The organism is Alistipes senegalensis JC50, assembly GCF_025145645.1.
GTDB lineage: Bacteria > Bacteroidota > Bacteroidia > Bacteroidales > Rikenellaceae > Alistipes > Alistipes senegalensis.
The window spans coordinates 274,241-287,084 of sequence record NZ_CP102252.1 but is presented as its reverse complement, the minus strand read 5'-3'; the positions used below and the strand labels follow the sequence as shown (position 1 = coordinate 287,084).

General features: G+C 39.8%; 13 protein-coding genes and 1 tRNA gene. All 14 read right to left on the bottom strand.

Annotated elements, in window-relative coordinates; all coding sequences use genetic code 11:
• Positions 1-11: 11 nt before the first annotated feature.
• Positions 12-410 carry an aspartyl protease family protein gene (locus NQ519_RS01115; RefSeq protein WP_019149908.1) on the bottom strand — a complete coding sequence of 133 codons (399 nt, stop codon included), beginning with the start codon at positions 408-410 and terminating at the stop codon, positions 12-14.
• A 12-nt stretch (positions 411-422) separates the two neighbouring features.
• Positions 423-1,031 (bottom strand): hypothetical protein, encoded by a 609-nt coding sequence (locus NQ519_RS01110; protein WP_019149909.1) that lies wholly within the window; start codon positions 1,029-1,031, stop codon positions 423-425.
• Positions 1,032-1,227: 196 nt separating this feature from the next.
• Positions 1,228-2,226, bottom strand: a complete 999-nt coding sequence (locus tag NQ519_RS01105; RefSeq protein WP_019149910.1) for a radical SAM protein — start codon at positions 2,224-2,226, stop codon at positions 1,228-1,230.
• 227 nt (positions 2,227-2,453) lie between these two features.
• A complete protein-coding gene (locus NQ519_RS01100) occupies positions 2,454-2,864 on the bottom strand; it encodes a hypothetical protein (protein WP_044118590.1) in 411 nt (136 codons plus the stop codon).
• The gene (locus NQ519_RS01095) at positions 2,848-3,273 is read right to left on the bottom strand and encodes a hypothetical protein (protein WP_019149912.1); all 426 of its coding nucleotides are present in this window, start codon (positions 3,271-3,273) and stop codon (positions 2,848-2,850) included. Before NQ519_RS01095 ends, NQ519_RS01100 begins: the two co-directional genes overlap by 17 nt.
• 32 nt (positions 3,274-3,305) lie before the next feature.
• Complete coding sequence (locus NQ519_RS01090) at positions 3,306-4,028, bottom strand: hypothetical protein (protein WP_147513148.1); 723 nt, start codon at positions 4,026-4,028, stop codon at positions 3,306-3,308.
• Positions 4,029-4,603: 575 nt separating this feature from the next.
• Positions 4,604-5,341, bottom strand: a complete 738-nt coding sequence (locus tag NQ519_RS01085; RefSeq protein ID WP_019149914.1) for a Fic family protein — start codon at positions 5,339-5,341, stop codon at positions 4,604-4,606.
• A 383-nt stretch (positions 5,342-5,724) separates the two neighbouring features.
• The gene (locus NQ519_RS01080) at positions 5,725-6,741 is read right to left on the bottom strand and encodes a DUF3871 family protein (RefSeq protein WP_019149915.1); all 1,017 of its coding nucleotides are present in this window, start codon (positions 6,739-6,741) and stop codon (positions 5,725-5,727) included.
• Positions 6,710-7,450: an AAA family ATPase gene (locus tag NQ519_RS01075; protein WP_019149916.1), complete on the bottom strand. Its 741-nt coding sequence runs from the start codon at positions 7,448-7,450 to the stop codon at positions 6,710-6,712. The genes NQ519_RS01080 and NQ519_RS01075 overlap by 32 nt, the downstream gene beginning before the upstream one ends.
• A gap of 84 nt (positions 7,451-7,534) precedes the next feature.
• Positions 7,535-7,807 carry a hypothetical protein gene (locus NQ519_RS01070; protein WP_019149917.1) on the bottom strand — a complete coding sequence of 91 codons (273 nt, stop codon included), beginning with the start codon at positions 7,805-7,807 and terminating at the stop codon, positions 7,535-7,537.
• A 233-nt stretch (positions 7,808-8,040) separates the two neighbouring features.
• Positions 8,041-8,724, bottom strand: coding sequence for a hypothetical protein (locus NQ519_RS01065; protein ID WP_019149918.1), 684 nt, complete (start codon positions 8,722-8,724; stop codon positions 8,041-8,043).
• A gap of 233 nt (positions 8,725-8,957) precedes the next feature.
• On the bottom strand, positions 8,958-11,285 hold the full coding sequence (locus tag NQ519_RS01060) for a DEAD/DEAH box helicase family protein (protein ID WP_019149919.1): 2,328 nt from the start codon (positions 11,283-11,285) through the stop codon (positions 8,958-8,960).
• An 88-nt stretch (positions 11,286-11,373) separates the two neighbouring features.
• A complete protein-coding gene (locus NQ519_RS01055; protein ID WP_019149920.1) occupies positions 11,374-12,579 on the bottom strand; it encodes a site-specific integrase in 1,206 nt (401 codons plus the stop codon).
• A 177-nt stretch (positions 12,580-12,756) separates the two neighbouring features.
• Positions 12,757-12,829, bottom strand: a tRNA-Lys gene (locus NQ519_RS01050).
• Positions 12,830-12,844 lie beyond the last annotated feature (15 nt).

Below are 12,844 nucleotides of genomic sequence, written 5' to 3'. Positions count from 1 at the left end.
AGGGTAGAGGATTAGGGGGTGAATAGACATAGTTTCTCAAAGTCAAGCACCCATTTCTGTTGCTCCATAAAAGAACATCCCAACAGACCATGAATCTGTATGCCCGATTCTTCCTCCACTTTTCCAAAAGCCGAGGATAAATCCATCACCGAGAAATCTGCTTTGTACTCCCGTTCTTCCAGAGAGAAAGTCAATTTAGCAACATCTGTGGTTTGGAGTGTTCCATCTATCCCGAATTGTTGCTGTTGGGCTGTTCCACCCGAAAGCTGGAAGAACTCAGCTACTCTTTTATCAAGGACATTGATGTTACTCCCCGTATCAAGCAAAAAGCACAAGCTTTTGACCTGTGCTTTTACTATGAGGAGGGGTAATCCTACTTGGGGTAAACCTATTATAGGTAATTTTCTCATTGGTGTAATCTGTTAGAAAGGCTGATTCGGAAATTTTGATACGTAGGTTTTAATAATTCGTTGTGCATCTAAAACATTATCATTGAAATAATATACAATTACCTCTGTCAATGACAGGCAATCAGTATCTTGTGTGCAAATTACCTTTTTGTAAAGCCTGTTTCCGTTCTTGGAAGCCTCAATCAAATAAAAACCCCTTTGTAAAGAAGTATTTAATAGTTCCCATCCCTCATCTTGCCACCTTTGCCTTTCAAACTGATAAACTGAACCTATTTCCTTATCAAAGACAGCAGCATAATTAGCTGGGATAATAGTTATTTTCGAATCTGGGGATTGAAAATATATCGCATGATAGCTTCTATGGGTGCCAAGCGAATCTTGTCGTACCAAATAAGAGACTGGGCATCCAATCATAAAATCGCCGCCATCACATCTTAAAAACTGATGAGGACCATAGGTATAAAGTTGACACATCGGCTCGTAGTAATGCTTCATTTTACAGCCTGTGATATGCAGTAGATTATCAGTTTGTTGCTCTAAGGCTTTTGTCTCATACGAATTTTGGGCATATATCTGCCCGAATATCAGCAATGCAATAAATATGGATAAGGTATTCTTCATTTCTCATTTTTGATACTCAAATCTCTGTAATAAACTACTTAACAGCAATATATGTTACTATTCTACAAGAACTCGGCTCTGAGGGGAGGGGTAATATAACCAGGGGCAATCCTGCCTACTCACTTACCTTTTATTGTATATAAGTAAATGGGTATTATTTTCTAAATTTCGAGAACTCACAAACGTATTTTAGTATTCAAATTTCTTCGTCATCTTCGATCTCGAGTACTCCTAAGAGCCATTCGGAGGACGTATTTATAGTTACTGCTATTTCCTTCGTTGGAAAACTATTTATTAGATTAAAATTAAGTTTTGCTCCTTTAAGGCATTTTGCGTCAAGTTGCTCTTGTAAATTTTTTAATTCCCAATCACATTTCGGGCATGTTCCTGCACAATATTTCTCGTTATTGCATTTGCTCAGTTCATATCCTATACCATTAGTGGAAGCAATTTCTTTTCGGATAGCCGATAAAATGTTACACATCATCCCTCCTATCGCCCAATTTAGTCGATGGCTCTCTTGAGCATATAAATAATAGTCTGGCCTGTATTCAAACTCGTCTATATTTTCAAAGCCCATTAAATTAAGTTGATGGATATTTTCTGTAATGTTTTCTTGATTATTAAATCCGGGTATATGCGGAACTCGGATTATCATATCTTTGGCCTTACCTATATCCTTTAGATAATGTAGATTTTGAATAAGTTGATCTATATTCACTCCCGTATACTCTTTATAGATGCTTGGATTCAAATCCTTTATGTCTATAATGAAATGATTTATTACGGGAGAGATAGCTTTTATATGTTTAAGATCTACATTTAATGATGTTTCTATATTTAGGTCCCAGCTATCGCCGCATATTTTTCTAAATTCGGTAATGAAATCGCTGTAAAGAGCGGGTTCACCGCCCCCGAATGTAATACCTCCATTCGTAGCTTGAAAGTAGATATTGTCGATTTTGACTTCATCATAGAGCTCTATTGGTGAAAGGTACCTAATTTCACCCGATAAATGATTAGATTCCGGCTCTAATAATGGTTCATGGCATTTCTCGTTGATGCAATATTTACATTTCAACGGACATTTCATGAAAGCTACCAATGTCGTAATCCCAGGGCCATCAATTTCAAGCCGAAGTCTATTAATACCAAAGATTGGAGCTACTGTCGCTATATTCTTATTATCTACCATATCTTGATTATTTTTTATAATGTAATAGCACTTACATTGTGCATTACACTCATTTCCTTTTGAACATATACTATAAGTAAGTGAGTAGATCTATCTTATTTATCGAATTTCTGCATCACTCCTCTACATTTAGGACATACCGGATTATCTTCGCTCAGTGTCGTTTTAAGCTATACTATATGCGCAGTTAGATTGTGTAGTTTATAGAAAAGTAAGTGGGAGGGGAATTATAATTTATCTTTTATATTAGGTGGTAACATTTTTTCAAAATCATAAAATAACTTGCGTTTCTGCAAAATTTCTTCAATGTTATATGCTACAGTACTATTAGATGAAGCCAACTCTTTCAATTTTCCAATCGTTAAATTCAACCCCGTCGCAATAGTTTCCTTGCGGGAGGTAAACATACTTGTTGGAATCCTTATCGGGATTTGCATTTGAATCCAATCATTAGCTTGGATTCTGTCTAATATTGCAACTCGACAAGTGTATGCAAGGACATAGAAATCTTCTTTATTATCATAGACATCTAAATTATCCTGTATTTTCCCAGAAAGAGTAGATAAAGTTTTATATACCTTTCCCATGGATATTGAAATCTTCTGCAATTCCAGTCCCGCCTTAATCCCGTTCATCATAATTTATATATTGACTATTATCGGATACTTTCATCATTTGTTGAACTTGCCAATTGGCATAATTATCTATTTCCTCAATCATTTTTTCTTGTGGATAACCGTCAGGGAATACCCATTTCTTTTTCTGGTATCCTAACAGCGGCATATTCGTAATAAACAAGATTTCTAAATGTGTACCTATATAATACATAACACAATTAGCGGATTCTGCTTTGTTTTTTAATTCAATACTGCTTGTTCCTAATTTAGTAATATGCATTCCTGCCCCTTGTAAAAATTCTATTAGGACGCTATATTTTTCATCCATGCCCCCATAATTCGTCACACGAGTTTGAATATGTTCATTGTGCTCTTTTACAAATTTGAACAACAGCCATACAATGACAGCCAAGATTAAAATCCAAATCATTTTCAATTATTTATGTGTGTTAAAGAAAAAGATTATTCCTCTAAGTACCGATGGAGGGCATAGTTGCATTCCTCTTTCAATATGCTTTGATAATTAAGACCATATAATTCACACAAAGATAAAAGTGTGCTATCATTTTTCATCTGTTGATAAAAAGTTGCGATAGCAGATTTCACTACCAATCCCAACATGAGAGGATCGTTGTATTGCGATTGAGTTGTCATTATCTTTACATTTTGGTCAAATCCGGCTCTAATTTTCTGTCTAATGGTATCTTCGTTATTATTTTGCGGTTTTGTAAATTCTTCAAATCCTCCATTTGATAAAAAACTTATAACTGCACTTTCTCGTTCTGACTCATTTAATAGATTATTTTTACCATTTGCAATTCCTGCGACAAGTTTACTAATAGCCTGTTCTTCAATGCCTAATTTTGATGCTATTTTCTTGCAGTATTTAATTTCAGATTCAGCACATTCCCCGTCAATCATCATCAAAGCAACCATTTGTGTCAAGTGTTTCCCTCTTAGGTTAAAGTCGTTTGGATAAGCATCAGGAGCATTCATTACATTTCCAGATATAGTTTCAACTTGGATTCCGTCTTGACGGCATAAATTAAATATAAACAAGGATTCTTTATCTGTAATTTCTCCATCAATAGCAGCTAATGTCAGTAAATCACGTAATCGGCATCGCAACTCATTATTCTCTTGTGAAGTTGAATTTGACTTGTTGAGTAAATCTTTCAATCCCATAATAGTAGTTTTTTCTTCTGCCGTCCCTAACAGATGGATTAGTAGTAAAAAAGAAAGCGCAGGACTGAAAGCCTATTTTATTAAAGCGGGTTCTGGAATACCTCGATGGATAAAACAAGCAACAGCCCTACGCCTATATACTTGGGTAAGTATACGACGAAAGGATAAGTCCGCTTATTCTCACCATCAATGAATTTTCCAGATTCGCTTTATGGGAATAAACTTACACTTTCCGTGTCAGTTAGTATGTCTCACAAAAGTAGGAAACTAACTTGGAAAATGCAATAACTCATCCTTCTTTTTAGGACTGTTGCAGAAACAAATTTCGGCTTAAAGTTTCAGAAAATCAAGATTGAAATTCAGAAATGTTTACTCTTGTTTGCGGGGGTCTGCCCGGATGTAGATCACAAGGCATATAATCAACCAAATTATAAGGATTTGCCATAAATCGTTCATGGATTATTAAATTGAATAATGTAAAAATTTCAGACAGTTCTACTTCGTGACTTCCGGATGATTAAAAAAAGAGAGGCATGGATTTTTCCACACCTCCCGTTGGTATTCAAATCTCCGGTTTATCCCCGGATGATTTTCAGGTAGTACGTCAGACTTTGAATTACCACATCTTCGATAAACTCCACAAAGGCCGAGTTATCTCCCGAGGATGCTTCCTCCAAAGTCTCATAGTAGCGTCGCCTCGTCTCATTGTCTCCTTTGATATTGGCAATAGGATAGCCATGTTGCATCAATATCAGATTCATCAACAGACGGGCTGTCCTGCCATTCCCATCAATAAAGGGATGGACAGACACCAGTTTCTCGTGCATTTGAGCTGCCAATACAACCGGGTGCATGGAATCCTTGTTTGCCTCGTACCATTGAAACAACTCATCCATTTTGGGCTGTAACAGGTAAGGCTGGGGAGGAATATGCTTGCTGCCGCTGATAATGACAGGTACACGGCGGTATTTCCCGGCATTGTCCTTATCTATGCTGTGCAGGACAATGGCATGAATATCCAACAGCACACGTTCCGAGATCGGCTCTTTCTTTTGGGCTATGTCCTTGATAAAATCAATGGCCTCTTTATGGTTGATAGCTTCCAAATGCTCCCTCAGTCCTTTGCCTGCAATGGTAATACCTTTGTTGACCACCATATCCGTTTCATGGAGGGTCAGGGTATTTCCCTCAATGCGGTTGCTGTCATAGGTATACTCAATCTCCAGAGCCTCTGTGATGCGGTAATTCTCATTAGCCCTGTATTGATTCAGTTCACCTAAAAGGGTGTCGATCTGTTGCAACTTGTCATCCATACGCACAAAAATACACAAATTTCAGACAAAAGATAATTCCCGGCGCTCTTTTAGAGAGTCTGTACACCTATCTTTCCATAATATAAAGGAAGATAGATGTACAACTCCCGCGCAGATAGTTTGTGTTATATAAGCAACTAAGTGCGCATCATTCAACTTTCATATCATAATGGAGGAAAAAGGCAGGGGGGGGGTAGAGAGAGTTGTATTCCATAAAAATATGGGAATACTTCGGGGCTGCCTCTGTTGATTGAATATCCCGAGTAATATTCCGCACATACTTTTGAATTATTTAGAAAGTAAGTGCGGAAAAGTTTCAAGCTGTCGAATTTTTTTGTCCCATTTCCCTATAAGGTGCAGGCTCTAAAATCCGACAGTCTGTCTTACTCCACAAACCACTTGTACTCGCACTCTCCATAAAGAGCCTTGTTGATACCCTCAGCAAGTTGCGAGGCATTGAGAGCCCTGTCCAGAAAATTGTCGATGTAGGAGGACTTGTTGGCCCCTGTCAGGAGGTTGTAGACCTTCCACATGGAAATCTCTCGGCTCTGTGCATCCACCCCGAAAGCCTCGTCTTGGTAGTAAGCCCTTGCCACCAGATTGATTTGGGTGTCGGTTATCAGCAGTTGGGGCAGTCTCTTTTTATCCTCCTGGGGCAGGCATTGATAAAGCCTCGACTTTCCCAAGAACTGAGCGAACTGATGTTCTGTCATGGAAGAGTCCACGAGGGTTTGCATCTGCCTTGTGTGTCTCTCGGGATTATAGAGCTGAAACAGCTCCATGACAGCCTGAAAGAGGGCCTGTGTATTCATTACCTTGATCTCACTCTTGTAGCCGTCCGTACTTACACACATGTTACAGCAGACCCTATTCTGAAAACCTACAAAGACCTTGAATTTCTCCGTGGATTTCTTGTTGTAGAGGTTTTCATGGTTGTAGGCCCTTACTCCTCCTATGGTCAGCTTTAAGGGATTTCCGTCGATGTCCTCGTGGATAGTGGGGATTTCAAAGCAGAACATCATTCGCTCATAGTAGATGGTCTTGTCTGTCTCCAAAAGCTGGTTCACGGGTTTGTGGATGGCCTCGGGGATTCGGCCCTTGATGATATGGCTCACCCTTATTTCGGGGCTGTCGATGGCCTCTCCCCGGAAGAACTGCTGGGCAGCCTCATGGACTGTCTCCACAAAGGCAGGGTGAGAAATGGTTACCTCATTATCTTTGGAGAAAACCGGGACTACACAATCACTTTGCAGGTGGCGGAGTGAAACCTCTTTGGTATTGGCCTCTATAAAGGGTGTGGTTTTATCCGTCCTGAGCGGCTGTGTAATGTTGATAGGATGCTGTGCCGGCAGAGGAATGATCTCTTGTCTAACGGGATGGAGTCGGAGCGCTGTTTCCATAGTTTTGAGGGGTTTGGGGTTGAATGATGTTTGATTGAGGATTGAGGTTGCACCAGTTCAGGATGGCTTGGCCTACTTTAGGAGTGATGGTAAACTCGGGACGGCCCATGAACAGACCTGTTCTGTCTTTGGAAGCCTGCACATGGTGTTTGAGGTCTATATCCAGAACGACGGTAAATTCATAGTCCATGCCATCCCTTTGCATGGCTTTAAGGCCCACTTTCTCCGGGACCATCTTGCCGTTCTTTTCATTGAGCACATAATCCTGTTTGGTGCGCATGGTACAGATGATATGCACCGCAGATTGCAGGATTTTCTGTACAAAGGCATTCTGACGGGGTGTGACCTTGGCCCAGTTTGCAAAGGAGTTGCCTTGCAGTCCTGCATGGAAATCCAGCAGGTAGTCCCAGCATTGGGAAATGGAATCCACGATGATTACCTCCATGCCTGCATTTTCACATAAGGTGATGGCCTCGATGTAATTCTCCGGGGAATAATCACCACCGAGGGAGACCACATTATAGGCCCCGAGGTGAGCATAGAGATCGGCAGAGCCATTTTCTGAATCTATGACGGCAATTTTAGACCAGTCAGAGGTCATGCCATAGGCTAACAGGAGGGCTGAATAGGTTTTGCCCGAACCTGCACAGCCTTGGAGAGCCAATTTGATCTTGGCCTGTTTCCTTGTAGAGGGGCGGATGTGTAACATAGCGTATTAATTGGTTCGATGAATAAAAAACAGGCAGAAAGCCCCAAAGCCTCCTGCCTGTATAATGTATAAAAGAGAATCAGTCTAAAACACGGCCAATGTAGGTGCTCCTCCCTCGCCCCGCTGATGGAGCATCATAAACATCTCTCCTGTCTCGGAGTTGCACACCTGAGACACTACCGGGTCTGTCAGCTGTCCTGTCTCTACTTTCCGACTGCAAGGGCCTGTTTCAAGGCCATAGACAAAGAACACCTTGCCTGTGTGAGGATTCTGTTTTACCTCCAGTTTCTCGACGCCCTGCTGGGCCTTGAACTGGGCTACCTCCCACGTCTTAATGAATTTCAGATTGCTTTCCATATCACAAAGTTGATTTTGAATAGTTGTGCAGGGGAACTATCCCCACCGCCAAAGGCGGGGAGGGGTCGAGAGTGGATTGGAACGGATTTATGCGGATAAAACCGAAAAAAATTAAAAAATAAAATAGTTATAACTTAGAGGTCAGGAAATAATGTCTTGTTAATAATAATGTTTGTCAACTATAACAGATTCATTTACTTAAAAAACAGGGCAGGAGTTGGATACTCCCGCCCTTATGCGCACTTAGTTTTATGATTATATGGTAAGTTATCTGAGCAATTTCGGTAAAAGATAAATAGCGTTTTAGATGTTTCATGCTCAAACGGTTCATGCCCATGTAACCACTCTTTATAATTCCGATGCCCTAACCAATCACAGGTTAGCATTAACGACTCGGGGTTATTGGCAAATTGAGGATTTTGGGGATAATCTCCGACAAAATCTATATAACCTTTTTCTTGCAGAGCCTTTAAATGCTTGTAATAGGCAGTTCTTGAAATACCCAATTTCTTTATAGCTTGTGTTCCAGATAAACCCATGTTGAATGTGTTGTTGACAGAAATGCAATAGAGGGCTATCAGAAATCCCTTTTCCTCGGATGATAGGTTACTATCTTCCAATATTTCCCTGCGGATGATGCGGAAATTGTCTGTTACAGAGGGCAGAGTATATTTTTTCCGCCTGTTACCCGCTCTTACAAAGCCCTCAATGGTGCAAAGTCCGCTACTTTCCAATCTTTTGGCAAAATGATCTTTTATATAGCCGATGGATTTTCCAGTAAATCCGGCTAATTGCTCATAGGTAACATCCGTCGTGTTATCATCGTGGGCTGTCAGGGATAAGACAGTAAAGACGAATAAATCATTTGAAGACAACTTTTCGGCTGCCTCATTGGGTATAACCGTATAATTTTTCATAGATTGCAAAAATGGTGTCCGTATTTTAGGCTGTTCTATATTACCTACTATTATTATTTAATAGTAAATAAAGGTAGGTAGTATAGATTCGCATAAAATGCGAACACACTTAAAAATTAAAACTTATATTCGGATTTTCGGAGGGAATAACCTCCTGAAAGACAATACAAATATAAGTAAAATTTTTGATTTTTGCAAATATTTTGGTGGCTATTTTTTAGATAATCAGCATTTTATAGCATAAAATATTTTAGCAGATTTTCTTCTGTCTTTGCTATTCTCAGGCTCCCGTGTTTTTTAAACCTTGCCGGATTTTTGCCCTTTATGAGGTAAGTTTTAGGTCTTTCTATCAAGAACAAGGCTTTAAGCAGACTTACTGCCGCCCGCTGTTTAATAGTCTTGTGGAGATGATATTTGACAAGTGGAGCCATCAGTTCGTGTATCTCCGAGGCTTTATATTTTCTGCCGATCTTGAATACCCTGAGTAAATCCCGTTTGAATGGGTGCTTATCATCTAAAGCCCAGAATACAGCGGCATTTTGCAGATTTTTGTAAGCTCTCTTATCGCTATGCCGGATTTCCCATAGATGGCTAATAAGGGTGTCGGCATCTGCATATTCTTGAAGTTGATAGAACCTATACACAAATGTAGAACAACCTTTCTTGGACTGAAGTTCTTGCTTTTCTCCTCCTGTAAGGTGTCTTGATTTGGTAATCTCTCTTAGGTCCTCTATCATTTCAGAGAGTTGGGCATCAATGAAAGCATGTAATTCATCTTTACTTGCTGTTTCTATTTTTTTCTGCTCCTCTGAAATAGGGATTGAGCCGTATTTATATTGAAATTCAACATTATGTCCCAATTTTTTCAATGCAAATTCCAAATGATTGTATGAATCATAAATAGTATTTCCTAATTTTTGACGCTCAACCAGATAGTCTATATTCATATAGGCTGTAACATCTTTCTTGAAGATATTTCTTCTGGTCAATCTGACAGCTTCTTCTTTAGGTATGTTAATCACGCCCTTTTCCCGGATGCCTGATTTAACCAATTCAAATAAAACCTGTAAATCTTGGTCTGATTCTCCCAGTTCTGTTGCAATTTGTTGTAGTCGGAGAATAGCAGATGCCTGTTTCAGTAAAGAGGATTGATAGTCTTTTGCTGTATCTGTGTTCCATTTTTCTCGAGAGTTGAAAATAATAATATCACTTAATATTCCTCCGGTAATTCGGCATCTCCCATATATTTGTGTCATTTTATCCAATGAAAGCATCTGGTAGTTTTGCTGTGCATTGGAAACTGTAATAAGGTGGTAGCAGTCCTTAATATCTACTCCTGCAAAATAGCAACTCGTAATAAAGTTAATCCTGTTAGGTAGTTTGTTTCCCGAACTTAACTCTCCATAGTAATCTCCTGCCTCGTCTTGAGAGGAGTCACTACACATAATTGTGCACTCTTTTCGGGTTTCCTCGGAAAGCAGTTTTATGATGTTCTTACAATGACGAATCGAGTTAAATGCAACCACTATTTTTTCGGCTTTGTCGATTGACTGAATCTGCTGTGCGGTCAAAGCATCCAAATTATCCGTGTAATAGAGTTGTATCTTGCGTTTGGGAGCATCTTTCCATGATATATTGAACCGACACTCCTGTTGCAGGCGGGGATTGGAAAACTCCCTCATCGTTGCAGTCACAAGACATCTGTTCTTGGGAGGAAATTCAAAGTAATGGTCTATAAGGGATTCCAAACGGGGCCTGTAATTACTCTCCGACTGAATCATGTCCACCTCGTCAATCATCAGAAAATAATCCTTGTAGCGCTCTTTTTCGATGATCTGCAATAGTTTGTATAGACTGTCAGCCACTACAAGGAATTTCTTGTATACTACTTTATCGTCGGACAGATAATCTTGGATTTCTTTTATGCTCGTCGTATCTCTCTCGTCATTGATTTTTCCTCCGACATAAAGAAGTTTGGTCTTATTCCGCTGCCATTTGTTGTAGGCCAGAATCTTGGTCGGAAATACAATGATGGAATTTCTTTTTGAATCAATTTCCAATGAAGTTGCTCCAATGCCTGCTAACTGCTTATCCACAATGCCGTGAGGCATCTTATCCATATAAAAAGATAGCTTCAACTGTACACTATCGCTTCCAACAGGAATGGGGACAGGTGTTCCCTGTTCAAGGGCATTCATTATTTCATCCACATTGCCTGGGAAGCCTATCTCCAAGGGCAGGTCTGATAGCTGATTTATCTCCTGATCCATAAGAGCCTCCTTATCCTCAGCGGATAGTGATATCCACCCATCCGCTGAATCATGCAGGTCTTTATAAGTATTAGGAACAGACTGTTTGGTTGTAACTGTTGGTGCAGAAAGTTGAGGTGTTGCTACTAAAATCGTCTTCTCCTCCTCCTTTACTGCTGGTACGTTGATCTCGACCTCATCAGGAAACTCCTGTAAAACAGAAAAATTCAAATTGGAAAGGTCTAAATTCCCATTTCCCATGATATCTGCAACCTCTGCTGCGATATCATCCATATCTTCCAAATCAATCATATTTGCTCACTTAACATTTTAATACAAAACCTATCTATCTGAGCAAATATAGCAAAAGTTAAGGGGAATATTGCCGTTCCCCTTAACTTTATACAAGATGTTGCATTGCCTCGTCAATCTGTTTATTTTCAAAACTATCCAGATAAATTTGGGTGACTTTTTCAGAACTGTGTCCCAGAGAACTACTGATAATAGAGGTTGCAACCCCAGCTCTTCTAAGGACTGTTGCATAACTGTGCCTTGCTACATAAGTGGTCAGTTTATTTGGTATTTTCAACTCCTCGCCGATTTGTTTCAGGGCCTTGTTGGTTTTAGCAAGGGCTTTGTGAATCCGGTTGAATTTCTGCAACTCTGTTTTGTGACTGCTGTTAAGGATTGGAAATAGATACTCAGAAGCTGGATTCTGGTATCGTTGTATTATCTCCAATGCTTTAGGCATCAATTTGTAAGAAAGTAATTTCCCGGTTTTATGCCGCGTGTAATAGAGCCTCCCGCCTGCAATATTTTCCTGTTTCAGCCGTGCCATGTCACCGAAATTGATTCCGGCAGTATAGTAGCTGAAAAGAAAAATATCACGGGCCAATAGGATGTATTCTGTGTTGGTGCATTGCGGGGAGTAGTTTTCTATGAGGATAATGTGTTGTTTGGCAATAGCTCGTTTATGGGTGGAGGTCCACAATTTGCCTACCTTGAATTTGATGAATGGATTGATTTTAGGCGTGAATTTTCCTTCTTCTGCGGCTTTGTTATAGGCTGCTTTCAATAGGCTGAATTTTGTGGCAATGCTGTTGCTTTGGTTGCCCCGTTGAATAAGGAATAATTCAAATTCTTCCAAAAGCTGAAAGTTGATTTCTTCCAACCGGGTTGGGGTGGATTTGAATTGCATGAATAGGGATAATGCTGTTTTGTGCTTGGAAGCAGAGTTGTATTTTCCCAAAGTTTCCAACCGTTTGATAGTTTGCTCCAGACACTCTTTCACGGTATATGCGGCAGTCTTTATCTTTTTCTCGTCGAGCAGGGCATCCAATGTGATTTCTTTATCCAATACCTCCAGTTGTTTCAGCCGCTTGATGTACTTATATCTGATGCTCTCGATTTGCAGCCGGATTTCTTCATTTTCTGAATTTTCATTTATAAAGTGCTGGGTCTCGGAGTTCCAGTCCTTAGCTTGGATATAGATTCCGGTGCTTACATAACGCCTTTCCCGGTTATGGGTAAACCGGAGATATACCAAGACTGTTCCATCTTGTCTGATCTTATCTTTTCTGCATATTGGTTGAATGCTGATAATCATAATGTTGTCGGATTATCAGATGAAATAGGAAAGTTTGTGTTACCTCTAAACAGGTATCACAATAGGTAACACAAAATCATTGAAAATACCTGTTTTTGGTCTGTTTTAGCTGGAATTTCAGAGATTGGTATATAAAAAAAGACTGATAATCGTGTGATTATCAGTCTTTTTGTTTTGTACCCCCTCAGGGGCTCGAACCCTGGACCCCAACATTAAGAGTGTCGTGCTCTACCAACTGAGCTAAAGAGGCATCAATCGTTATCCG

Bases quoted from the DNA above. Each gene is read 5' to 3' on its own strand.
- NQ519_RS01090 (WP_147513148.1), bottom strand. From the start codon at position 4,028: ATGGGATTGAAAGATTTACTCAACAAGTCAAATTCAACTTCACAAGAG.
- NQ519_RS01060 (WP_019149919.1), bottom strand. From the start codon at position 11,285: ATGATTGATTTGGAAGATATGGATGATATCGCAGCAGAGGTTGCAGAT.
- NQ519_RS01100 (WP_044118590.1), bottom strand. From the start codon at position 2,864: ATGATGAACGGGATTAAGGCGGGACTGGAATTGCAGAAGATTTCAATA.
- NQ519_RS01075 (WP_019149916.1), bottom strand. From the start codon at position 7,450: ATGTTACACATCCGCCCCTCTACAAGGAAACAGGCCAAGATCAAATTG.
- NQ519_RS01070 (WP_019149917.1), bottom strand. From the start codon at position 7,807: ATGGAAAGCAATCTGAAATTCATTAAGACGTGGGAGGTAGCCCAGTTC.
- NQ519_RS01095 (WP_019149912.1), bottom strand. From the start codon at position 3,273: ATGATTTGGATTTTAATCTTGGCTGTCATTGTATGGCTGTTGTTCAAA.
- NQ519_RS01065 (WP_019149918.1), bottom strand. From the start codon at position 8,724: ATGAAAAATTATACGGTTATACCCAATGAGGCAGCCGAAAAGTTGTCT.
- NQ519_RS01105 (WP_019149910.1), bottom strand. From the start codon at position 2,226: ATGGTAGATAATAAGAATATAGCGACAGTAGCTCCAATCTTTGGTATT.
- NQ519_RS01110 (WP_019149909.1), bottom strand. From the start codon at position 1,031: ATGAAGAATACCTTATCCATATTTATTGCATTGCTGATATTCGGGCAG.
- NQ519_RS01055 (WP_019149920.1), bottom strand. From the start codon at position 12,579: ATGATTATCAGCATTCAACCAATATGCAGAAAAGATAAGATCAGACAA.
- NQ519_RS01085 (WP_019149914.1), bottom strand. From the start codon at position 5,341: ATGGATGACAAGTTGCAACAGATCGACACCCTTTTAGGTGAACTGAAT.
- NQ519_RS01080 (WP_019149915.1), bottom strand. From the start codon at position 6,741: ATGGAAACAGCGCTCCGACTCCATCCCGTTAGACAAGAGATCATTCCT.
- NQ519_RS01115 (WP_019149908.1), bottom strand. From the start codon at position 410: ATGAGAAAATTACCTATAATAGGTTTACCCCAAGTAGGATTACCCCTC.